This is a genomic window from Undibacterium cyanobacteriorum (genome assembly GCF_031326225.1).
GTDB lineage: Bacteria > Pseudomonadota > Gammaproteobacteria > Burkholderiales > Burkholderiaceae_D > Undibacterium > Undibacterium cyanobacteriorum.
The window spans coordinates 1,752,360-1,775,827 of record NZ_CP133720.1; the positions used below are offsets into that span (position 1 = coordinate 1,752,360).

General features: G+C 48.5%; 20 protein-coding genes. 6 read left to right on the forward strand and 14 right to left on the reverse strand.

Going from position 1 to position 23,468, the window contains the following annotated elements; translation table 11 throughout:
* Positions 1 to 51: 51 nt before the first annotated feature.
* The 7 genes from RF679_RS07220 to speE form a co-directional block, all read right to left on the reverse strand.
* Positions 52 to 1,227 carry a class I SAM-dependent methyltransferase gene (locus tag RF679_RS07220; RefSeq protein WP_309483544.1) on the reverse strand — a complete coding sequence of 392 codons (1,176 nt, stop codon included), beginning with the start codon at positions 1,225 to 1,227 and terminating at the stop codon, positions 52 to 54.
* 182 nt (positions 1,228 to 1,409) lie between these two features.
* Positions 1,410 to 2,744 (reverse strand): peptidylprolyl isomerase, encoded by a 1,335-nt coding sequence (locus tag RF679_RS07225; protein ID WP_309483545.1) that lies wholly within the window; start codon positions 2,742 to 2,744, stop codon positions 1,410 to 1,412.
* Positions 2,745 to 3,019: 275 nt separating this feature from the next.
* On the reverse strand, positions 3,020 to 3,745 hold the full coding sequence (locus RF679_RS07230; protein ID WP_309483546.1) for a 16S rRNA (uracil(1498)-N(3))-methyltransferase: 726 nt from the start codon (positions 3,743 to 3,745) through the stop codon (positions 3,020 to 3,022).
* Between the two features lie 77 nt (positions 3,746 to 3,822).
* Positions 3,823 to 4,224, reverse strand: a complete 402-nt coding sequence (locus tag RF679_RS07235) for a DUF350 domain-containing protein (RefSeq protein ID WP_309483547.1) — start codon at positions 4,222 to 4,224, stop codon at positions 3,823 to 3,825.
* A 24-nt stretch (positions 4,225 to 4,248) separates the two neighbouring features.
* Positions 4,249 to 5,379, reverse strand: a complete 1,131-nt coding sequence (locus tag RF679_RS07240; protein ID WP_309483548.1) for a glutathionylspermidine synthase family protein — start codon at positions 5,377 to 5,379, stop codon at positions 4,249 to 4,251.
* A gap of 2 nt (positions 5,380 to 5,381) precedes the next feature.
* Entirely contained in the window at positions 5,382 to 5,831 is a 450-nt protein-coding gene (locus RF679_RS07245) for a hypothetical protein (RefSeq protein ID WP_309483549.1), read from the reverse strand.
* 120 nt (positions 5,832 to 5,951) lie between these two features.
* Positions 5,952 to 7,196, reverse strand: coding sequence for a polyamine aminopropyltransferase (speE, locus tag RF679_RS07250; RefSeq protein WP_309483550.1), 1,245 nt, complete (start codon positions 7,194 to 7,196; stop codon positions 5,952 to 5,954).
* A 167-nt stretch (positions 7,197 to 7,363) separates the two neighbouring features.
* On the opposite strand from speE, the gene tkt reads away from it, so the two are divergent.
* The 4 genes from tkt to lepB all read left to right on the forward strand — a co-directional run bounded on the left by tkt (position 7,364) and on the right by lepB (position 12,676).
* Positions 7,364 to 9,367 carry a transketolase gene (gene tkt, locus RF679_RS07255; protein ID WP_309483551.1) on the forward strand — a complete coding sequence of 668 codons (2,004 nt, stop codon included), beginning with the start codon at positions 7,364 to 7,366 and terminating at the stop codon, positions 9,365 to 9,367.
* 41 nt (positions 9,368 to 9,408) lie between these two features.
* Positions 9,409 to 9,996 carry a GNAT family N-acetyltransferase gene (locus tag RF679_RS07260; protein WP_309483552.1) on the forward strand — a complete coding sequence of 196 codons (588 nt, stop codon included), beginning with the start codon at positions 9,409 to 9,411 and terminating at the stop codon, positions 9,994 to 9,996.
* Positions 9,997 to 10,224: 228 nt separating this feature from the next.
* Complete coding sequence (gene gap, locus RF679_RS07265; RefSeq protein ID WP_309483553.1) at positions 10,225 to 11,238, forward strand: type I glyceraldehyde-3-phosphate dehydrogenase; 1,014 nt, start codon at positions 10,225 to 10,227, stop codon at positions 11,236 to 11,238.
* A 733-nt stretch (positions 11,239 to 11,971) separates the two neighbouring features.
* Entirely contained in the window at positions 11,972 to 12,676 is a 705-nt protein-coding gene (gene lepB / locus RF679_RS07270) for a signal peptidase I (protein WP_309483554.1), read from the forward strand.
* Positions 12,677 to 12,770: 94 nt separating this feature from the next.
* On the opposite strand, the gene RF679_RS07275 is transcribed toward lepB, so the two are convergent.
* On the reverse strand, positions 12,771 to 13,571 hold the full coding sequence (locus RF679_RS07275) for an IclR family transcriptional regulator (RefSeq protein WP_309483555.1): 801 nt from the start codon (positions 13,569 to 13,571) through the stop codon (positions 12,771 to 12,773).
* 347 nt (positions 13,572 to 13,918) lie between these two features.
* On the opposite strand from RF679_RS07275, the gene RF679_RS07280 reads away from it, so the two are divergent.
* On the forward strand, positions 13,919 to 15,436 hold the full coding sequence (locus RF679_RS07280) for a DUF3369 domain-containing protein (protein WP_309483556.1): 1,518 nt from the start codon (positions 13,919 to 13,921) through the stop codon (positions 15,434 to 15,436).
* A gap of 34 nt (positions 15,437 to 15,470) precedes the next feature.
* Here the strand turns inward: RF679_RS07280 and RF679_RS07285 are convergent, their stop codons facing one another.
* Entirely contained in the window at positions 15,471 to 17,408 is a 1,938-nt protein-coding gene (locus tag RF679_RS07285; RefSeq protein ID WP_309483557.1) for a GAF domain-containing sensor histidine kinase, read from the reverse strand.
* 139 nt (positions 17,409 to 17,547) lie between these two features.
* Entirely contained in the window at positions 17,548 to 18,444 is an 897-nt protein-coding gene (locus RF679_RS07290; RefSeq protein ID WP_309483558.1) for a rhodanese-like domain-containing protein, read from the reverse strand.
* Positions 18,445 to 18,630: 186 nt separating this feature from the next.
* On the opposite strand from RF679_RS07290, the gene RF679_RS07295 reads away from it, so the two are divergent.
* A complete protein-coding gene (locus tag RF679_RS07295) occupies positions 18,631 to 19,041 on the forward strand; it encodes a diacylglycerol kinase (RefSeq protein WP_309483559.1) in 411 nt (136 codons plus the stop codon).
* A gap of 175 nt (positions 19,042 to 19,216) precedes the next feature.
* Here RF679_RS07295 and RF679_RS07300 read toward each other — a convergent pair whose 3' ends face one another.
* From RF679_RS07300 to RF679_RS07315, 4 genes are all read right to left on the reverse strand, one after another.
* A complete protein-coding gene (locus RF679_RS07300) occupies positions 19,217 to 20,539 on the reverse strand; it encodes an aminotransferase class III-fold pyridoxal phosphate-dependent enzyme (RefSeq protein WP_309483560.1) in 1,323 nt (440 codons plus the stop codon).
* Between the two features lie 103 nt (positions 20,540 to 20,642).
* Positions 20,643 to 21,749, reverse strand: coding sequence for a phosphotransferase (locus RF679_RS07305; RefSeq protein WP_309483561.1), 1,107 nt, complete (start codon positions 21,747 to 21,749; stop codon positions 20,643 to 20,645).
* 301 nt (positions 21,750 to 22,050) lie between these two features.
* Positions 22,051 to 22,506 carry a GNAT family N-acetyltransferase gene (locus RF679_RS07310; RefSeq protein ID WP_309483562.1) on the reverse strand — a complete coding sequence of 152 codons (456 nt, stop codon included), beginning with the start codon at positions 22,504 to 22,506 and terminating at the stop codon, positions 22,051 to 22,053.
* A 43-nt stretch (positions 22,507 to 22,549) separates the two neighbouring features.
* On the reverse strand, positions 22,550 to 23,467 hold the full coding sequence (locus RF679_RS07315; protein WP_309483563.1) for a 5'-nucleotidase: 918 nt from the start codon (positions 23,465 to 23,467) through the stop codon (positions 22,550 to 22,552).
* Between the last annotated feature and the right edge of the window lies 1 nt (position 23,468).

Below are 23,468 nucleotides of genomic sequence, written 5' to 3' on the forward strand. Positions count from 1 at the left end.
TTCGAGCGGCATTTTCTGTTTTTTGAAGCGATCTTGGGTGCCCTTGCGTATCTACAAAACACGAAGGCGCCACAATGAAGTAATCTCTTTCTTTCTTGCCTCATGCAGGGTATCTTCTTTGTCGCTGCTTTTCCCATGCTTAGGACGAATATCAAGCTTACCGACGACATGAAGTCCTGCTTCCGTGATCCAATCCCAAAGTTGCTTGTGGGTTCTGAGTCCGAGGTGTTCAGCAAGATCTGACATGATCAGCCATGCTTCACCTGTGTCAGTTAAATGCTGGCCTACGCTCTTCAAGAAAGCTTTGAGCATCTGACTGTCTGGGTCGTAAATGGCCGATTCGATCGCAGAGCTTGGTTTGGCGGGTAGCCAAGGTGGGTTGCAGACAATTAATCCCGCTCGCCCCGTTGGAAAGAGATTGACCTCAAGTAAATCGATTTGCTTCAGCAGATCAAGTCGTTCAAGATTTTCACGTGCGCATTGAAGTGCTTGCGCACTGATATCTGTCGCGACAATTTTTTTGATCCCTCGTTTTGCGAGCAAGGCCGCAATAACGCCTGAGCCAGTTCCAATGTCGAATGCAAGTTCTTGCGTCGGTAAAGGTGCTTTGGCAAGTAGCTCAAGATACTCTCCACGTACCGGGGAATACACTCCGTAATGCGGGTAGATCTTTGTTCCTAGACTTGGAATCTCGACACCGTTCTTACGCCATTGATGAGCACCGATTACTCCTAGTAGTTCCTTTAAGCTCATGATGATCAGAGCAACTTGTGCGGTAAGTTGGTTTGTTTGCAGGGCACCTTGAAGTGCTTCCTTGACGTCAGGAGCCCGTCGGAGAGGAATTTCTAAGCCAGTCGTGACAGGAATGAGAAGCATGCCCAGGATGCGGCTTCGATGGACTTGGTCTCTTCTGTGTAAATGGAAAACCGATCCATCCATGCTCGTGGATGTTTCGTTCGACTTGTTCGAGCCAGCGGAATTCTTTGCTTTGCGAGAATTGGGCAAACGACGGCTCATCGCCTGCAATAATTGCTTTGCATTTTGGAAGTCTCCGCGCCAAATAATTGCAGTGCCTTCGCAGGCCAAACGATAAGCTTTGTCGGCTGTTAAGGTGTCATCGCCGATAAAGAAACGCTTTGGTTTCGGTGCATGATTAGCCGATTGCCACAGCGCTTGAAAAAGATGGCCATCTTCTTCCCATTCAATTAATTGAGATTCGTGTTGCATATATTGGGAGTCTTATTTTGCCGATGATTTGATATGGCGACTGTAGCCGGATGGATTAAATGAAGCGAAACAATACTCTTGTCTTCGCGCTTTGTCAGGGGGATTTTGTAATCACAAATAAAAAAGCAGACTTTGTCGGTAAAGTCTGCTTTTCCTTGGTCAGGTTGAAAACAGTATTGTTTTTAGTTTACCCTTGTAACCGAGGTGATGACCACGTTGCTGACTGGAACATCCGTGTATGCACCGCGCGTGCTGGTCGGTACGACGCGAATTTTGTCAACCACGTCTAGACCCGCGATCACTTGACCGAACACAGCATATCCGCCGCTATATGTGTCCAAAGTGATGTTGTCGACATTGTTAATAAAAAATTGAGAAGTTGCTGAGTCGGCCACATTGGTTCTCGCCATCGCAATCGAACCACGAATATTACTTAATCCGTTACCAGCTTCAAGCTTGATCGGAGGGTAGGTGCTTGCTTGAATAAAATCGGCGGTGAAGCCGCCACCCTGGATTACAAAATCTTTGATGACGCGATGGAAAATCTTGTTGGAATAAAATCCAACGTCAACGTAACGCAAGAAATTTGTCACGGTGATCGGAGCTTTACTCGGGTTCAACTCGACGACGATGTCGCCAAGACTGGTCTTCATATTGACGATTGTTGCTGCACTGGTTGAACGCAAGTCAAAGCTTTGATCAGTCATGCCAATCAAATTTTTCGCAGCTGTAGTATCGGTTGGTGTGACCGCTGCGGCAATCGCAACCCCATTCGTGATAGAGGCTTTGTCGTTCAGATAGTTGAGTCCATGCTGAACCGCAAAATACGTGCCGACGGCTAATTTATTGTCGAGCAAGTCGGCAACCCAGCCATATTGCGCATTCCCTTTGAAATTGTGTGCAGTGCCTGCGATCGTGCGAATCAGCGTGCCACGCGTTTCTGCGCCCGGTGTTCCGGCTGGTTTCTCAAGTGCTGCGGTCCAGTAGGCGAGACCTTCTGCATCGACTTCATTACGACCAAGCACATTCTTGTAAATCACCTTGACGAAGTCGGAGTTTGACATGCCACTGCTGTATCCGGTGACATCGCTAAAAATCAATGCCGCTGCATAAAAGTTATTTGCCATTGCATCGGAACTCATGCCAGCCTTCGTTTGGTCAATCCAATACGACAAACCATTGGCATCAGGAACGCGGTTAAAGAACGCGATATAGAGCTCAATGATGCTATTCAGTGTGTTTGCGGGAATAGTTTTTGAATTTTCACCAATTTGCGTGTTTACGAGGAAGTCGTTGAATTGCAATAGCGGCTGACTCACTGTTGGCGTCACCAAAGCACCTGTGGCATTTTTGTTGTGTGCCACGTACCCAGATGGCGTGCGTTTGATGGCATAGCTATTGCGCGAGGCAGCAATCACGATAGGGGTACTGGCCGGAGCCGCGGCCATTGGTGGGGCACTCAGTGTGTAAGTTGCTTGGGTTGGTGCGTCGGCATTTCCGCCGCATGCACTCAACATGACACTGACTACCGTCGCAAATGTAGCTGAAAGGAATGCGGATTTGTTTTTGGATCTTAAATTCAATGGCATCACGGCATACTCACTTAATTCGATAGGATAAGCAAAAGCGTATTATAGCGAGGCTGGGGGCCGTGAGGAGTGTGGCACACTGCATCCAATCGATAAGAATTGTCACTAATTTGTGTCGAGACGTAACTTTATTTGCTTTCTGGAAATTTTTACCGGCGAAACTCGAAGTTAGAATTTGATTACAATGACCAGTTTGGCGAAGCCTAAATGCCACCCCAGCTCGCACTTAAAATGGATGCAGCGACAATTCCGGCGGTCTCGGTGCGGAGTACACGTGGGCCCATCGATAGGCAGATCGCGCCATGCTCAATGGCCATTTTCTCTTCTGCGTCACTGAACCCGCCTTCAGGTCCTATCATTACGGTGATGGCTTGTGCTGAGTGGTGGCGGGCCCAATCGGCGAGTGACTCACTGCCGCGTGGGGAGAGTAAAATCCTTTTATGTAAGTCTTGTTGCGTAAGCCACTTCTGTACATCGACGAGTTCACCAAGGTGCGCGAGTCGATTGCGTCCGCACTGTTCGCTTGCAGCTTGAATGATACTGCGCCAATGCTGTGACTTTTTCTCAGCTCTCTCACAGTTGAGTTTGACGACGCAACGTTGCGCCGCAAGTGGCTGGATATTGGACACGCCCAGTTCTACGGCTTTCTCAATGATCCAATCCATTTTGTTCCCCTCGGGAAGAGCTTGGGCCAGGCTCAAGCCAAATGGTAATTCTGTCTCCAAGGCTCGGTGAAGCTTGATTTCAGCTCGGGCCTGTTTCTTGCCGACTTCGATGAGAATAGCAAGGAATGATCCGCCTTCACCATTAAAGAGTTCAAGCTGGTCACCAAGTTGTAACCGTAAGACGAAAATATGATGCGCCGTTTCGGCGGGTAGGTCGATGGTACTACCAATGACGAGTGGGCAAGGACAATAGAAACGGGGCATAGGTCAACAACAAATAAACAAAAACAAAGAATCACTTTAAGCGCAGATAGACTTGGCCTGCGCCAATTGGATCGCGCTCAATACGTTTGGCAAGCAGCATTCAAAATACCCATGCCTAAACTGATGGCGCCCAGAAAAATGCCAGAGGCAAGTTTATTCTCAGGTACATCACGTACAAGGTCGGGCAACATCAGTCTGGTAGCGAAGAAAGCGATGATTTGGATGACTAAGCCAATACTGCCCCAAATCAACATGTCGAGTAGATCGATACTGTGTGCAACTGACGATGCGAGCGCGATGCAGTAGCCGAGCACTGCGCCCGAGAGGCTGGCGGCAGCGGCAGTATTACCTTCGCGGATCAGAGCGATTTCCTTGTATGGAGTGATGCGCACGTAGAGTGCAATGAAAACAAAGAGGAAGGCAACTGCCGATGCGAAGTGGCTGGCAAAAGCCAGTAAACCTGCAGAAAAAAATTGCATATCCATTTATTATGACCTCTCGTATTAGTCGACAAAATAATGAGGAATGAAGCGGCTCGTATTTTTGGTAATCAAAGTTTCATCCTCTCGAATACCGATACCTGCAGCCTCATCACCAACCACCCAAGAGCCAATCGATGTGTAAGCGGGTGTGATGCCGTCATCGAACTTTGGTTGTGGTGCGTACGCTTGGTAGATGAAACCTTCCTCACCATATTCTCCTGGTGTGTGCAGTACATTGCCGTCTGCGTAGATAGAAATATTTTCTCCTTCGCGCGAAAGCAAAGGTTTCTTTACAAAATTGCCTGAGATTCGCCACGACTCGCGAAAGGCTGGCAGTAAATTCGGATGGTTGGGGAATCGTTCCCATAAAATCGGGAGGATTGCTTTGTTCGACAGCAGCATCTTCCAGGCAGGTTCAATGATGCGTGTCGCGCGGCTCAGAAGGTGCTCGGAAAATTGCTCCCGACACAGCCACTCCCAAGGATAGAGTTTGAATAAATTGTCGATCTTGACGTCCTGATCATCGACCAACTCTGCGTTTGCTTCGTCCCAACCAAGACTACTAATGAGACATTGTTTGGTGGCGAAGCCCGCTTGAATCGCAGTGTCACGTAAGTAGGAAAGATTGCCAATATCTTCCTCGCTATCGGCGCACACAAAATGTAAAACACCCTTCGTATTCAACTTTTTCCATTGCTCGATCAGTTTTTCGTGCAGGGAATTAAATTGATCTGCATCTGGATGTACATCTTGCAGCCAATACCATTGCGCAACGGAGGATTCGACCAAACCTGTTGGCGTGTCTGCATTGTATTCCAACATCTTAGGATGGCCGCTGCCATTCCAGCTCAGATCGAATCGACCATAGAGAGAAAATTCGCGCTCTTTCCAACTATCTTCCACTTCACTCCAAAAGGCGCGAGGAATCGAAAAGTGCTCGATCTGGCCGTTTCGAATAATGTGATCGACCGCTTCAAGGCACATTTGATGGAGCTCGATGGTGGCTTGTTCAAGCGTATCGATTTGCGCCGAATTGAAGCGATATGCATAGCGCTCGTCCCAATACAGCCCATCAATGGAGTGATAGCTGAAACCGAGGTCTTCGAATTGGGTTTGCCAGCCATTGCGAACTTGTTTTGATTCACGAATCATGCTTATCCACCACTAGAAAAGCCACGTGAACTTGACCCAAATCCACCACGACTCACACTTCGTGTAACGCTGCGACTTACCGCGTGATCCGTGTAGGCACTGCTACCATTGGCATTGATTCGATTGCCGAGGAAGCTTCGCTGCGCATGTTCGCGTTGACCTTCGTAATAGCTCGGACCGAAATAGTGGCCGGTATAAACGTGCCCACCACTGGTGTTGCCTGTATTCGATAAGGAACTACTTCCGGGCGGAGCTTTTTGCGGCTCACAAGGCTGGGTGCTTCCCCAATCTTGAACACACTCTTCGAGGCTTTTGTATTCGTCTCGAACGGTGGCTAGATTATTGTTGCTGTCGTCTTCTCCACAGCCAGCGAGATTCACAACCGTGGCCGAGGTGACCAACATAAGGGGGAGTGCTTTGCTGGAGCGGCGCTTTTTTTCTTTTTGATCCATGATGTATACCTACTTCGAACGATGTTTCGAAGTTGATGATTGTAGAGGTTCAAGGTTTTTGCAGCACTGGTCTAAGCAAGGCTTTTTTACCGTTGAGACTGAATTGAAGCCTCGTCGTGTTTAAAAGCGAAACATCGCATAGTGGCGCGCTGCTTGATAGTATTGTAAGCCCTGTAGGCCTTGGCGCTCTATGATTTCAGAGATCTCTGTCTCCTTTTTCAGAAACGGATCAATTTGATCAAGCCGCTCACTTCCCTTGAGGGCAACAGCGAAGCTCCATAAAGCGCCATACGAGGGAATGTAGCTGACATACGTCCTCACTCGATCGAAGCTTGATTCGAGATTGGCCAAGGTCGTCGTGAAACGAGTTGGATGATAAAACTCGCTCCCGAGATGGAGTACCAAGGCCCCCTCAGTTTTCAAAGCGCGGTGGCAGTCTTGGAAAAACGGGGCGCTCATGCACGACTCAGCCCAACTGCTGCCGTTGGGTGCAACTGGATCGGTCAAGTCGAGCAAGATGAGATCGAATTGTTGATCGCAATGACGAATGAAATTGAAACCGTCCTTATGCTTGATGGTGAGTCGTGGATCGTTAAACGCCTTGCCATGAACACTCGTCAAATGTTGCTTTGCAAGCTCAACCACCACCGGATCAATTTCGCAAAGAACGAGGTTTTCGAGGGCCTTGTATTTGAGAATCTCCTCGCTTGAGCCGCCATCGCCACCACCGATGATTAACGCATCACGTAGATGGGGGAGGCTGATCGCAGCAGGATGTACCAAGGTTTCATGATAAAAATGTTCATCGCGCTCGGTGGTCATCATGGCGCCATCAATGCGCATAGCTTTGCCGAATTCTTTGGTTTGCAGGATCTCAATATGTTGGAAAGCACTTTGTCGTTCGCAGATGAGTTGGTCTGCTGCCGTGCGGAAGGAAGTCGAACTAGTGAGTCGCTCTTCGATGAAATTCGGTGATGCCTGAGCAACATGATCCGGTACCCCGCGCCGTAATTCCTGTTGCCGAACATCTTTCGGTGCGAATGTGCGCAATAAGCTTGCGAGGATTCTGCGCGCTTTATCGCTATTGTCATTGTTGAAATTGCAGACATAGATATCGAGGGTGATGGCTCTTTTTTCTGGCCAAGTATGAATTGCCAGGTGCGATTCAGCCAATAAGAGCGTTCCTGTGACGCCAGCAGCGCTGCCATCTTCATGCGAAAAGGGAAAGAAACGCTCGCCGACAATGGTCAGGCCAGCCTCGATTGTCCGTTGGCGTAATAAGTCCTCTAGTGGTGTTGGTGCGAGTAGTAGCTCGATTGGACATTGGCATTCGAAGCAATCGGCGGTGAGGTGGAGACCTTCCATAGGGCAAATAAGAATGATGCGAAAGTCGCAATTGTATTCTGCGCGACGCTGCTCTGGTAAAATAACGGACTTTGCAGAAAATAGTGATGAATTTGAGCAACATTTGATGTTATTCGATGATTCACCTGATTCTGCCGCAAATCTTCTAAACTTTTCCAAGTGTTCCTATGACTTCCACATATACGCCTGCAATCACTTCAAAAATGGCCAATGCGATTCGCGCTTTGTCCATGGACGCCGTACAAAAAGCTAACTCTGGTCACCCAGGTGCGCCTATGGGCATGGCTGAAATTGCAGTCGCCTTGTGGGCAGGTCACTATCGTCATAATCCAAGCAATCCAAAATGGGTGAATCGTGATCGTTTCGTTTTGTCAAACGGCCATGGCTCCATGTTGCATTACTCGCTCTTGCATTTGACTGGTTATGATTTGCCGATGTCTGAAATCAGCAATTTCCGTCAACTGCATTCCAAAACTGCGGGTCACCCTGAAGTGCACATTACGCCAGGTGTTGAGACCACCACAGGTCCGCTCGGTCAAGGTATCACCAACGCGGTTGGTATGGCGTTGGCAGAAAAATTATTGGCAGCGGAATTCAATGTTGATGGCTCGAATATCGTCGATCACCGCACTTGGGTTTTCATGGGTGATGGCTGCTTGATGGAAGGTATCTCTCATGAAGCTTGCTCCTTGGCTGGCACATGGAAACTGAATAAGTTGACAGCATTCTGGGACGACAATGGTATCTCGATTGACGGTCACGTTGAAGGCTGGTTCACCGACGACACTCCAGCGCGTTTTGAATCTTATGGTTGGAACGTGATTCGTGGCGTTGACGGACACAATGTGGACGCAGTGAATGCAGCGATTGTTGCAGCGAAAGCCTCGGATAAACCAACTTTGATTTGCTGCCGCACCGTGATCGGTAAAGGCTCGCCAAACATGGAAGGCACCCACAACGTGCACGGTGCAGCTTTGGGTGACAAAGAAGTTGCCGCAGTGCGTGCGCATATCGATTGGAACTACCCACCGTTTGAAGTTCCTGCCGATGTGTATGGCGCTTGGGATGCAAAAGCCGATGGCGCAAAAGCAGAGGCGGATTGGAATGCGGTGTTTGCAGCCTATAGCGCAGCACATCCAGCGAAAGCCGCTGATTTCACCCGTCGTATGAACAATGCTTTGCCAGCAAACTTTGATGAAGTTGTGAAAGCGGCCATCGATAACGTGGTCACGAAAAAGGAAACGATCGCAACGCGTAAAGCAAGTCAAAACGCGATCCAAGCATTCGCACCAAGTCTGCCTGAGTTCTTGGGCGGTTCTGCTGACTTGACTGGCTCTAATCTCACCAACTGGAAAGAATGTGTGGCGGTGCGCGCAAATCAAGCCGGCAATCACATCAACTACGGTGTCCGTGAATTTGGTATGAGCGCGATTATGAATGGTATCGCTCTTCATGGCGGCTACTTGCCATTTGGCGCGACGTTCTTGACCTTCTCTGACTACAGCCGCAATGCCATTCGCATGGCAGCCTTGATGAAAATTCGTAGTTTGTTTGTGTTCACACATGATTCGATTGGTTTGGGTGAAGATGGTCCAACACATCAATCTGTTGAACATATTTCTTCCATGCGTTTGATCCCGAATTTGGATAACTGGCGTCCATGCGACACCACAGAATCGACCGTTGCATGGGCACAAGCCATTAAGCGCAATGACGGTCCATCGACTCTGATTTTCTCGCGTCAGAATTTGCCTTTCGTTGAACGCGATGCTGCGCAAATTGAAGCGATTGCACGTGGTGGCTATATTTTGCGTGACGCGGCAGATGCCAAAGTCGTGTTGATTGCGACGGGTTCTGAAATCGAATTGGCATTGAAAGCCGCGGATGCTTTGGCTGCCGAAGGTATTGCTGCACGCGTAGTCTCCATGCCATCGACCGACGTCTTCGATCGCCAAGATCAAGCTTATAAATTGAGTGTTTTGGGCAAAGGCTTGCCACGTGTTGCCATCGAGGCTGGTGTGACAGCGTTCTGGCATAAATATGTTGGTTTGGAAGGTGCTGTGGTCGGTATCGATACCTTTGGTGAGTCGGCACCTGCAGGTGTATTGTTCAAACATTTTGGTTTTACCGTAGACAACGTGGTCGCCAAAGCCAAAGCCGTGTTGGCCTAATTCCAAAGCAAGTTTGCGATTTGCCAAAATAGATTGTGTAAATGATGAGTAAGATTAAGGAAATTCAATTGCGTAGAGCCGTGATCAGCGATGCAGAGGCCATCGCGGCGGTACGCATTGAAGGTTGGCAAACCTCGTATCGCGGCATGATTCCCGATTCGTATTTGGACACCATGTCGCTCGAAGAGAACGTGGAGCAGTGGCGAACTATTTTGCAGGCATTGCCGACCAATGAGCAAAATCTGCGCGTCTATGTTGCCGTGAGTGGTGACGAGATCATTGGCTTCATTTCGATGGTGAAGTTGGCCGAACCGAAATTGGGCCGCGATGGGGAAATCAATGCGATCTATATTCGTCCGCAATGGCAACGCTGCGGCATCGGCAAACGCATGATGCATAAAGCAGCGCGTTCTTTGCAAGAGATGGGATGTAGTTCTTGCGTGATTTGGGTGATCGATGGTAACTCCGTGGCTCGTAATTTCTACGAGGAACTTGGTGGCCAGATCTTGGTCGAGCAAGATTTTACGTGGGATGGCCTCGACTTAACCGAAGTCGGTTATGGCTGGGATGATTTAAGTGTGTTGTTAGCGTCGGCGGATGCAATGCCATTTCCGCGAGCTATGCAGTGAAGATTTAAAACCTCTCAACACGGAGACACAGAGACACTGAGGAAAAGCATGAGGGCTTCTTTCAAAGACGAAAACTCATGGACTCAAGAGTCTCAAATTGGGCGAATCAAAAATTTGATTTTTCCTGACTTTCTCTGTGTCTCAGTGTCTCTGTGTTGAGGGGTTTTGCGGTAACAGATTTTTTTGTGTTTTATTTTTATTGCTGTTTGTCTTTTTGGAGATTGAACCATGACGATTCGCGTCGCAATTAACGGCTACGGCCGTATCGGTCGTAACATTCTGCGTGCTCACTACGAAGGTGGTAAGTTTAAAGATCAAATTCAAATCGTTGCGATCAATGATCTCGGCAACGCAGAATCCAACGCGCACTTGACACGCTATGACACAGCCCACGGTAAATTCCCTGGCACAGTCAGTGTTGAAGGCGACACCATGATCGTCAACGGCGACAAAATCAAAGTATTCGCAGAACGCAATCCAGCGAACATTCCTTGGGGCGAATTGAATGTCGACGTCGTGTTGGAATGCACAGGCTTCTTTACAACGAAAGAAAAAGCATCCGCTCACTTGGCTGGCGGTGCAAAGAAAGTCATCATCTCTGCTCCAGGCGGCAAAGACGTTGATGCAACCGTCGTATACGGCGTGAACCACGGTGTATTGAAAGCGACTGATACAGTCATCTCTAATGCATCTTGCACAACCAATTGCTTAGCACCATTGGCAAAACCATTAAACGACGCGATCGGTATCGAAAGTGGCTTGATGACGACGATCCACGCTTACACGAACGACCAAGTATTGACAGACGTGATGCACGAAGACTTGCGTCGTGCACGTTCCGCAACAATGAGCATGATCCCAACTAAAACTGGCGCGGCAGCGGCAGTTGGTTTGGTCTTGCCAGAGTTGAATGGCAAATTGGATGGCTACGCAATGCGTGTTCCAACCATCAACGTATCCGTTGTGGATTTGACGTTCATCGCTAAGCGCGATACGACAGTCGAAGAAATCAATAAAGTATTGAAAGAAGCATCTGAAGGTGCCTTGAAAGGCATCTTAGATTACAACAAAGCACCGTTGGTGTCTGTTGATTTCAATCACAACCCAGCATCTTCCACTTACGACGAAACATTGACGAAAGTGAATGGTCGTTTGGTGAAAGTATCGAGCTGGTACGATAACGAGTGGGGTTTCTCGAATCGGATGTTAGACACCACAGTAGCACTCATGAGCGCCAAATAAGAAAATCCAATTGTGGGGCGTATCGCGTTGTTGCTTGTCCTCGCAATACACTTGTATTGCTGTGGGAAGCGCCTAGCGCTACATCCCCAAAATTGAATTTTCAGGTATCAGTAGCTGTGGAGTAGCGCGTTGTTGCTTGTCCTCGCAATACACTTGTATTGCTGTGGGAAGCGCCTAGCGCTACATCCCCAAAATTGAATTTTCGGGTATCAGTAGCTGTGGAGTAGCGCGTTGTTGCTTGTCCTCGCAATACACTTGTATTGCTGTGGGAAGCGCCTAGCGCTACATCCCCAAAATTGAATTTTCGGCTATCAGTAGCTGTTGGAGTAGCGCGTTGTTGCTTGTCCTCGCAATACTCTTGTATTGTTGCGGGAAGCGCCTAGCGCTACATCTCCAAAATTGAATTTTCGGCTATCAGTAGCTGTGGGAGTAGCGCGTTGTTGCTTGTCCTCGCAATACTCTTGCATTGTTGCGGGAAGCGCCTAGCGCTGCATCCCTATGTGAATTTCTTACCCGTTGATAGCTTTGGGTGTAACGCGTCGTATGTGCCATAACTTCGGCTCTCGCAATGCGCTTGTGTTGTTACTCAGTGATTCGCTCGAAAATGCCCCGAACTTCGGGGCATTTTTGTGGTCGGAGTCATCATTGCTGATGGTCTTTGATGGCGGTGCTTTGAATTCGGTTACACTACGCAGTATCTCATTTTGTATTTTGTAGTTTTTTTGGAATGATTATGAAGTCATTTGGTTTGGCACAATTGCGACAGTTAGCACGCGACAACAAAGGGTTTTTGTTTGTTGTGTTTGGAATGATCTTTATGCGCAGCGCCTTGGCCGATTGGTATGTGGTGCCCTCGAGCTCGATGTATCCGCACCTTTTGGAAGGTGACAGAGTGATCTCTAACCGAGTTGCATATGACATTCGAATTCCATTCACCGATATCATTTTGAAGAAAGTTGGCAACCCACAACGCGGCGATATTGTGACATTTTTCTCCCCTGAAGATGGCACACGGTTGGTTAAACGCGTGATCGGTTTGCCAGGCGATACGATAGAAATGCGAGATCGTCGTCTTATCATTAATGGTGAGGAGGCGAACTATCAAGAAGTACCCGATGTACCGCGCGAATACCTGACACCGCGTTATGAAATGAGTCAACGTGTTTTCACTGAGACGCTCGGCGATTTGCATCACAATATCATCGTCATGCCAGACGTGTATCAATCAATCCAATCGTTTGCTCCAGTTCAAATTCCTGAAGGTCAATACGTCATGCTGGGCGACAATCGTGATAATAGCCGTGATTCGCGATACTTCCACTTTGTGAAGCGCGAATTGATTACAGGACGCGTCAGTCGTTTGATGTTCTCCTTGGATTATGAGAACCATTACATGCCTCGTTTCGACCGGTTTGGTGCGAAAGTCGCGCAGCAGTAATCCGCGGCAGTAATCAATACTGAATGCAAGATCAAAAAAAGCTGGTTTCAACCAGCTTTTTTGTTTTTTGGATATCCACGGTGGGCTAAGAAATTTATTTTCGAATGGCCGTTGCGCTTGGTTTAGGTACGTAACCTAAAGCGGCCGAAATCTGTTCGGCTGTCGCAATCAAATCGCCAAGCCACGCTTCTTGGAGGCGATCAGCTGGTGCTGAAATTGATAGGCCAGCGATCATCTTGCCTGTATCGTCATGGATGCCCGCTGCCATACATCGCACACCAAGTTCGAGTTCTTCATTGTCGCGGGCGTAACCATTGGTGCGCACAGCGGCCAGCTCGCGTTCGAGTTTTGCGACATCCGTAATCGAATTCTTGTTGTGACCTGCCAAGCCAGTACGAGTGATGTAGGCACGTAAAGCTTTCGGTTCATCAATCGATAGAAAAAGTTTGCCAGTTGAGGTGAGGTGGAGTGGTGCACGACCACCAATGGCGCGTACAACCTGCATACCTGAGCGCTCCGAAAAAGCACGGTCGATGTAAACAATTTCATCCCCCTGTCGCACAGAGAGATTGATCGTTTGGTTGGTAATGCGGTGTAGATTCCGCATAAATTCGAGTGCGGCCTCGCGCACATCAAGACGACTCTTCACAATATTACCGAGTTCAAGCAAACGCATCCCAAGGCGATAGGTGCCGGTATCGGCACGGTCAACAAAACGCGTGATGACCAGATCATTCAAAATGCGATGTGCTGTCGATGGATGTAAACCAGTTTCATGTGCTAGATCTTTGAGTGAAACGGGATCGTGGTAGCGAGACAAAACATCGAGCAAAGAAACCATGCGCTCAATCACTTGGATCGAAGTTTTATCGTTGGCAGCGGTGTCGTTTTTCATAATGTGGATGGTGCAATGCAATATATCTCTGACTTTATACCATAATGTGAAATCAATTGGCTAGGATTTCAACTCTAGCGTTTCTTGGATCGCCATTTTTTTGCCCAATGCGTTGTTGTATTTTGAAATTTTTTCTATGTTCGTAATGCTTCATATTCGAAAATTGACCGCGTGTTGAGTGAATGATGTGTCATTTTCTTGCATCAAGCCACATCGTATAGACAAATCCTACGCAAGCGACGTTGCTTCGGTGTAATATGTTTAGAGTTTGCCATTCGCAGTAGTGCATTACCTGTTTTTGTTTGCTTTGAGCTCTGGATTGCCCAGTAAAACATGGAAGTTTCGCTATGACCAAGAATGCCGTGATGTCGAGTTCGTTTCGTTCTTCCCCGTGGAAGATTCTGCTAGTCGATGATGAGCCCGATATTCATGATGTCACCAAACTGACCTTGCACCGCTTCCAATTAGATGGACGCGGACTCCAATTTTTCGATGCCTACAATGCCCCGCAAGCCAAAGAGATTTTGAGCCGTGAGCCTGATATTGCTTTGGTATTTCTTGACGTCGTCATGGAAACTGAAGATGCAGGTTTGGAAGTGGCGCGATGGATGCGCCAAGACTTGAAAAATCAGTTTACACGTATCGTGTTACGAACCGGTCAGCCGGGACAAGCGCCCGAAGAAAGCGTGATTGTTGATTACGATATCAATGATTACAAAGAAAAGACCGAACTCGACCGTACTAAATTATTCACCACGACTTTCGCTGCTTTACGTGCTTATCGCGACATCTTTACGGTTGAGGAAGCGCGGCGTTTTCAAGTGACTTATCGTGAAGGGCTTGAACGCGTCATTGAGGCTTCCGCACACATACATCAACAACGCAATTTACACGACTTTGCTAATGGATTATTGCAGCAAGTGGTCGCTCTATTGCGTTTGGAGAAGAGCATGCTGTTGCGCCTGCGGGGTGCGAGCGGCGTTTCGGGTGAGAACTCTTATGAAGTATTGGCCAAGATCGGAAATTTTGACGACGATGCCCAGTTATTTAACGAGAATTTATTGCGGCAATTGGATGATGCTGCAGTCAATCGAATTTCCCGCTTAAATGGCGATACGTATGTCGGCTACTTCCCAAACGAGAGTGGAAAAGCCTCGCTACTCGTGTTGCAAGGCGTCGAAAATGTGAATGAAATTGACGCAAAGTTATTGGAGGTATTTTCGTCAGGGGTGGCGATTGCCTTCGATAATATCCTGCTCAATCAAGAGATCAGTGATACGCAAGGCGAGCTGATCATGCGACTCGGTGATGTCGTTGAATCGCGTTCGCCTGAGGCTGGTAATCATGTGCGTAGGATGGCGGAAGTGTGTCACCTTTTGGCACTCGCTTCGGGTATGGATCCTGACGAAGCCGCTATTCTTAAACAGGCAGCGCCAATGCACGATATCGGCAAAATTGCGACGCCAGATTCGGTGTTGCTCAAGCCTGGCAAGCTCGATGCCAACGAGTGGGACATCATGCGTTTGCATCCCGAAGTAGGGATGTCGATCTTGGATGGCTCACATCGTCCTATCTTACGCGCTGCATCAATTATCGCTCATCAACATCATGAGAAATTTGATGGCAGCGGTTATCCGCAAGGCTTGGTCGGTACTGAAATTCATGTCTATGCGCGCATCGTCGCCGTGGCTGATGTGTTTGATGCCTTGATGCATAGTCGCGTCTATAAGCCTGCGTGGCCGGTTGATCAAGTCGTATCACACTTGAAAGCGGTCAGTGGATCGCACCTCGATCCGCAATTTGTTGAGCTCTTAGTTGATAACGTTGAGCGAGCCGTTGCGATTAATGAGCGTTATCCGGATTAGTTTTCTGCTTCACTTTTACTTTGAATAATTCAACTTAGGCAAGTGTGACTGGGAAACGTATTTGGTAATGTAGGCCGCGTCCAACTTCGCTTGTCGCACGAATCTGACCACTTAAAAGACCAGTGACTAGGTTGAACACGATGTGAGCGCCCAGGCCGCTCCCACCTTGTCCACGTTTGGTTGTGAAGAACGGGTCGAATAGTTTCTCCAATTCCTCCTCGTTCATGCCGCGACCATCATCCTGATAATCGAGGTGAAGGAAGTCATTCTCGTGACGTATTTGAATGGAAATATGTCCCTCCGAAGTATGTTCAAAACCGTGGTTGATGGAGTTCACGACAAAATTGGTAATGATTTGTGAGAATACTCCGGGGTGGCTCAAGATGCGAAGTTGAGATGGACAATCAACCTGCACTTTGATGGGTTTGCCTTTGAGCTTGGGTTGCAAGGAGATCAGAATTTCATCAAGGTAGGCTGCCAAAACGAAGGGGCGTTTTTCATCGGACGTTTGATCAACCGCGACCTGTTTAAAACTGCGAACCAGAGATGCGGCTCGTTTTGTGTTCGCGTTCAGTATCCGCAGTGATTGATCAACGATCTCAAGAAATTGATCTCGTTGTACATCGGCGAAGCGGCCAGCTTCAATGTCCCTGCGGGTCAATTTGAGTTCTTCGATCAGATGTGTCGTGGCCGTAACACATATACCTAGAGGCGTATTGATTTCGTGTGCAACACCTGCCACAAGTCCGCCTAAGGAGGCTAATTTTTCTTTGCGTACTAACTCGGATTGCGCCTCTCGCAGTGCGTGTAAAGCGCTGTTGAGTGCGGTGTTTTGTTGTTCAAGATTTGCTTTGGCTAAGTGCAAATTTTTCTCAGAATTGAGTCTGTCGATTGCGACTGCAATGTGACTAGCAACGAAGACCAGCAGTTCAAGATCATGATCCGTATAGCGATTTTGTGCATCGTAACTTTGGACGATGATCACACCATAAATTTTGTCATTGATGAGAATGGGAACACCAATCCAACTTTGTGTGGTAGCACCCAAAACCTGCTTGATTTCGCCGCTCGAAATTAAGTTCTTGAGACGATCTTGATCGATCAGTTGTGCCTTGCCGCTATGAATCACAAATGAGGTCATGCCCATACCAAGTGGGAAACGGTGCATTGCCGGTAATTCATCGATCTCGTCGACAAAGTACTGCACGCTGATTTCCTCCGTATCGTCGTGGTACAAAGCGACCATGAAATTTTTAGCCGTGATGAGTCCGTCGACGATGCCGTGGATGTTGGCATACAGTTCATCGGCATCCTCGACCGAGAACGACAATTCGGCAATGGAATACAGCGCCTTTTGAATTTGTTCGGATCTTTTGCGCTCACTAATTTCGTGTTTCAGCAGGGCAGTGCGTTCGGAGACGGCTCTCTCAAGTCGATCCACACTTTGGAACTGTTGTAAAGCGTTGCTAACATGCCCCGCAATTAATTCGAACAACGCCTGGTCTTCATCGGTGTAGAGATATTGGGCGTCATAACTTTGAATGACCATGGCCCCGAGGCAATCCTTTTGATGGTCGAGCAGAGGGTAGCCCATCCAATGTTCAGAACGTGTGCCAGTGACCGCGCTCAGCTCAGGACTCTCCACTAACTTCTCGTCTTCTTCGGCCGTGATGATCATTTCCTTTTTGTTGAGGATGACCCACTTGGTGAAAGCGTAGCCTGGCTCGTCGAGTTTGAATTGCTCTTGTGGGTTGGGCGCTTCATCAACCTCGTCGACAAAATAGACGAACTGCACGGCCTGTTCCTCATTGTTGTACAGAGCGATGTAAAAATTGGCCGCATACATAATGCGGGACAAGGCGAGATGAATGCCTTGGATGAATTCGCGGATGTCCGAAGTGCGCGAGGAAAGGCGCCCGATGTCGAGCACCATAGTTTGTACGGCTTCAAGTCGTTTGAGACGGTGTTCCATACTTGCTCCTTGCAGGCAAGACGCGATGTTCTTGCGTGAAGCTTAGAGCAAAATAGAGCGCTTGTGCCAAACTGTGATGTCGAAGCCACAGAATTGAAACGAGAAACAAGCCTGATCCGAATGGGCGAATCAGTGGACCTTACTTAGATGGGTTGAGAGTCGTTTGGTGACGCAGGCTCGCATAGGGAACTTGAGGAACGAGAGGTAGGCCGAGGGCGCTCCAGACCGAGGAACCGCCGCGATACCAGTAAAGATTGGTGTAGCCGAGTGCGCGCAATCGCATCAGCCCATTCACACTTAGCCAACACTCGGGTGAGGCACAGAAAACGACAATGGCCTGATCTTTCTGCGGTGCCAGTGTCCGCATATTGGCTTCGAGCGCAACTTGTGAAAACGTATCGGCGCCTGGTGTTTTTGAGTCTGTTTGATAGGAGACACCGAGCCAATCCATGACGTAGGCATTCGGTAGGGTTTTGCCGCTGTCAAAATCCATGGTACTTGCGTCTAACAAGATAAATTTTTCTTCCTTCATTCCTGCAATCAGTTCCGCAGTTAGGATGTTCTTAACTCCTTCAAGATGTGAGGGGGTCGCGAAGTGAATGCCTTCGTTGGCGCTACGGATGTGGTCAGGCTCGTCGATTTGCCAGTCCATTTTTTCAAAATAGTCTGCATTTTGTGTAGGTATGCGAAGTGATCTGATGGCCCGACTAGACTCTTCATTAAACTGCTTATAGCGTTCGGTGAAATCAAGCTTACCAACCGCCAAGACATGACATGCGCCACCCGACATCGAACTGCAGCGGCTCAGACTTGTGCGGAGCGCTTCATTCTTTGTATTGCCCATATTTGAGAATAACTGTTTGCCATCGAGACTTCTGGTGATTGCGCGTGCTTCATCTTTACTTCGCGCTTGCTCAACACGCTCGCGCATTTTGTCCGAGAGTTCGAATTTTTCTGGATAAATTGGTTTCACAGTCACGCACCCACTGAGTACGGACGCAGACAACAAATAAAGGAGATAAATGAGGGAACGCATATTCTTCGAGATTTATTTAAAAAACAATATTGTGTATTTTGTCAGCTAATTGAATTTATTGCAATTTCGATTTGCACTCCACATCGAGTGCGCCCGTGAGAGGGGCGTTCTTTCTGCATTTTTTCTTGTCATCGGACTTTCAATATCAACTGATAAAATGTGAGTTTTGATTGCCAAGGAAGAACCATGACGTCTTCGTATGAACCTGACGATGGAAGTGTTAGTGAGTTCAAAAGTAAGAGCGGTTTGAAGCGTATTTTCTCTGCGTTTTTTTATTCGATTGATGGACTCAGGGCCGCTTGGCGACACGAGCATGCATTTCGCCAAGAATTGGTGTTGGTTATTGCTGGTGTGATCGTGGCGCTGTTCCTGCCAGTCTCAGCCTTTGAAAAACTGATGATGATCGCAGTATTGGTACAGGTGTTGGTGGTGGAATTAATCAACTCTGCAATTGAAGCGGTGGTTGATCGTGTTTCTTTGGAGCGTCATAGCTTATCAAAAAATGCTAAGGACTTTGGAAGTGCCGCCGTCCTCCTCACATTTCTGATCGCGCTTGCAACATGGGGTGTGATTCTCTTCAATCGATATTTTTATTGAATAGAACATCTTCATGCCAAGGGGAGAGTTGGGTGTACCTGACTGCGAATCTCGCAGCAAGATAGTCGAAGAAACCGCAATGTGATTCAGCGCTATCTTGACGGTAGAGGAAAGAAGACTAAAGAAAACTAAAGTCTCCTGAGTTCGAAAGATCGAATCAATATCACGTCCATGTTTATGCGATGCTTCGTAAAGCATCACGTAGACAGCGCAAAAACTCTTCAGCATTGTCCATGCTAAACACAATCGGCGGTTTGAGTTTTAGGACGTTATCGTAAGGCCCGTCTGTCGAGAGCAAAATGTGATGGGCTTTGAGGTACTCAATCACCGCATTGGCGGCCTCGGTTGCGGGCTCTAGACTATGACGATCCTTCACCATTTCAACGCCAATAAACAGTCCCATGCCGCGCACATCGCCGATCATATCAAATTCTTTTTGCAGCTCAACGAGTCCGTGCAAGATCGCATTGCCCACCTGAAGAGCATTGTTTTGTAGTTGCTCTTGTTCGATCACGTCGAGCACCGCCAAGCCCATCGCACAAGACACCGGATTGCCGGCAAAGGTATTGAAGTATTCCATGCCATTCATAAAGGCCTGTGCGATTTCTGGACGGGTTACGACCGCGCCCATTGGGTGTCCATTGCAAATCGGTTTGCCCATGGTGACGATATCGGGTACCACCGCTTGTGTTTCGAAGGCCCAGAAATGAGTTCCCGCGCGACCAAAGCCAACTTGCACTTCATCGGCAACGCACACCGCACCCGCAGCGCGGGCGGTCGCGTAAGCCTCTTTCAGATAATGGTCAGGTAAAACGACTTGACCACCACATCCTAAAATCGATTCGCAGAAAAAAGCCGCAGGTTTCTCGCCGCGTGCATGGATAGCCGCAATCGCCCGATGTAAATCTTGTGCATAGCGTGGGCCGACATCGGCCTCGCCACGACGAAAACGTCCGCGATAATCATCGGGAATCTCGGCCACTTGGATGTGCGCTGGCCGACCTTGTCCACCTTTGCCATCGAACTTATACGGGCTCAGTTCTATCATGGTGGGCGAGTTGCCGTGATAAGCATGGTCGACCACGATGATGTCATGTGCTTGTGAATAGGTGCGCGCCAAACGTAGTGCCAGATCATTGGCCTCGGTGCCTGAGTTGGTCAAGAACACCACCGACAATTCTTCAGGAAAAGTGGCGCTGAGTCTTCGCGCATATTCGACAATGTTGTCGTGTAAGTAGCGCGTGTTGGTATTGAGCTCGGCCATCTGGGCTTGGCCGGCCGCGACCACACTTGGATGGCAATGACCAACGTGACAAACATTGTTCACCATGTCTAAATAAGCTTGACCATCCTGATCATACAAATACGCCCCGCGGCCACGTACCATTTTGACAGGCTGCTGGTACGACATACTCAAACTTGGATTGAGGTGGCGACGGCGTAAGTCAATGATCTCTTGTGGACTACGCTGCGGTATGGCTTTGGTGATCGTGCTCATGTTCGACTCTATAAAAATAGGCTGCTGTTTTTTGCCTTCGTTGTATTTTGTGGGCTCAGCTAGGCTTCGGTGATATTGTGCTTAATCGGTTTTTTAGAGACTTTCATCGTATTGCTGACAACATCAATTGTTCAAGTTCGTCAGCACCGATTTCTTCAAATTGCCGCAGTAGGCGATGTACGCCTATTTGTGACACTAAGATATAGGTATTGGCAGGGTTCTTACGAAATGCACGCGTCGCCATCAAGACACTTTGGCTCAAACGTGCATTGATGAGTGCTGGCAAAATGCGCAGCTCTGGCTCGCTCAGTGGATGTACACCTTGGTATGCCCTGAGGATGGCGGTGATGCACTGCTTGACGCGAGAAATATCGACCGCATGTTGTAAGGCATAGACGATGGTAATCGCCAAATCGACAGCACGTAGATGAAAGCACATATCGCCAAAATCGATGATGGCGTCGACCTGATAGTGCGCACGAACTGGATCGCTTTCATGAGCGCTCGCTTGATTACTATTTTTTTGCTGCGCATGATCACCATCGGGCTCAACCGTACTGACGATCACATTGTAATCATTGGCATCGTTGTGAATCACCGCTTGCGGTAGGGTTTGCCGCCATTGGCTCTCATTGTCGGCAAAGTAATGAAGGTGACGCTGAACTAGGGCACGAATTTCCGCGTCTTCGACATGGGCAATTTCATCGATCAGTCCAGGTAGTTGACTGATACTCCAATCGACCTCACGCATCATCGCCGGATGTTGGAAATCACTGAGACCGCGATCCAGCTTGCCGATTGCCAGCCCTAAGCTATATTCCAAACTCGCCAAATCGGTATTGGTTTGCTGTGCCGCTTCGGCATACACTTGGCCACTCACAAACGTCAGGAGGCGCATATGGCAGGCTAGCGTATTGCCTGCGTCATCGTAAAGATTTAAAGGGATGATGTGCGAACCGTCAGCAGCCAACATGATTTTTGGCAGAGCGAGGTCGGGGCAGGTGTGCACTAAATGGAGCAGGGCGGCATTCTCGATATCGAGATCAGCATAAGACCAATTCGGATTCGCGATTTTGAAAACGAAGTTGCCCTGTGCGCCACTGATCTTGAAATTGCGATCAGCGTAAGAGGGAAGATCGTTAATCTCGCCGGTGATCTGCCAATGTTGCTGAACAAGTTGTAAGGCTTGGTCTGAAGAAATCTTGAGCATGAATGTTGCCGTAGGACGTTGGGGGGATGGATTCCAAAGCGGTTGATCGTAAGCTGCCTTCAAGTTGTTCAAGGCCGTTGAGCGATGAATGCCATGCAAACTATAAGTATACTATAAATATATTTGAAATTCCTCGATGTTCACCATACAGGAGGCGCAATGCAGGTGATGCAGATGTGAGTTTTTAACCCAAAGTCGAAGACCATTCTGTCGCACTTATGATTCGAAAGTATCGAGGAACTCCAATCTTGTCCTCTTGCTTATGTCGATCTTTGTGCCAGAGCTAGAGCGATTCTGCCCATCACAGCGATCGTGTCATAAACAAGCTCAAGGGGCCTAGAACATAATCGGCAAACGGCCCGCATACTTCAAAGCCAAATTTGCGATACAACATTTCTGCTGGTTTGAATTCTGCTTGGGTGCCTGTCTCGAGGCTGAGGCGACGGTATCCGCTCTGACGCGCTTCGGCGATCAAATGGTCGAGTAGGGCGGCGGCCACGCCTTGTTTCAAATATTTTTCAGCAGTGCGCATGGATTTGATTTCCGCATGCTCTGGATCGAGTTCCTTGAGCGCGCCGCAACCCATGAGTTCTTCGCCATCCCATGCACCCCAGAGTCGAATTTTCGGGCTGCGTAAGGCGTCAATAGCCAAGGCATGGCAGCTTTCTGGAGGTGAAATTGATGCCATATTGGTAGTGTGTAATTCGATTAAGGCGATCATGCGGGGATCGCTGAGATCATCAAGTCGGATGTCCATGGTGTGCTCGGTTTGTAGTTTTGAGATTCTGTTACAAGAAAATTTAATGAGAGTCTGATTGTGCTTGTTTGTAAGGCACACGTCCGGTCGGAACAACCCCAGACGCACTCAAGCAGTGACCATGTTGATCATCGAAAAACATATGCGGTTGAAATGCGGCGAGCACGGCTGCTTTGCTGACGCCGCCCATGAAGAAGGTTTCATCAATCCGAATATCCCATGCCCTGAGCGTTCGGATGACCCGTTCATGAGCGGGGGAAGAACGCGCGGTGACTAAAGCTGTGCGCAATGGCATGGCATGTGGATCATCGCTTTTGAAATTATTTTGCAAGTAGGATATCGCTAAAAGGAGACGCGCAAAGGGGCCTTCGGGCAAAGGCTTCTTAGCGTTTTCGCGCTCATGTTTTTCAAACGCTTCGATACCGCCGGTTTGATAAATGCGTTCGGCTTCATCGGAGAACAAGACAGCGTCGCCGTCAAAAGCAATGCGAATTTGTTCTGGGTCGGCGGCGGCTTCAGGAGTGCGATACAACAGCGCCGCTGCCGTGCCACTATTGATGGCGGCTTGCACATCGTCTTCATGGAGCGATAAAAACAGGCTGACGTTAAAGGCCTTGAGATAGGGTGACAAGGAAGCGCCACCGGCCAACGCAGCACGACTAATATCCAGTCCGTAGTGTTCAATTGAATTGAAAATGCGCAAAGACGTCTCGGATGAATTGCGCGACATGATCACGACTTCCACCAAACGTTTGTCCGGCGTGAGTTGGTTCAAGCGCAGCAAGGCTTTGACCAACGGAAAACCAGCACCGGGTTTCAGCACTTCGTTCTCATGCTGTAGTTGATGCAAACGATAGGCATCGAGACCTTGCTCTTGGTAGATCTTCTCTTCCACTTCGAGGTCAAATAAAGCCCGTGAAGAAATGCCGATAACGAGTAGCTTATCTAAGGAAAATGGCATC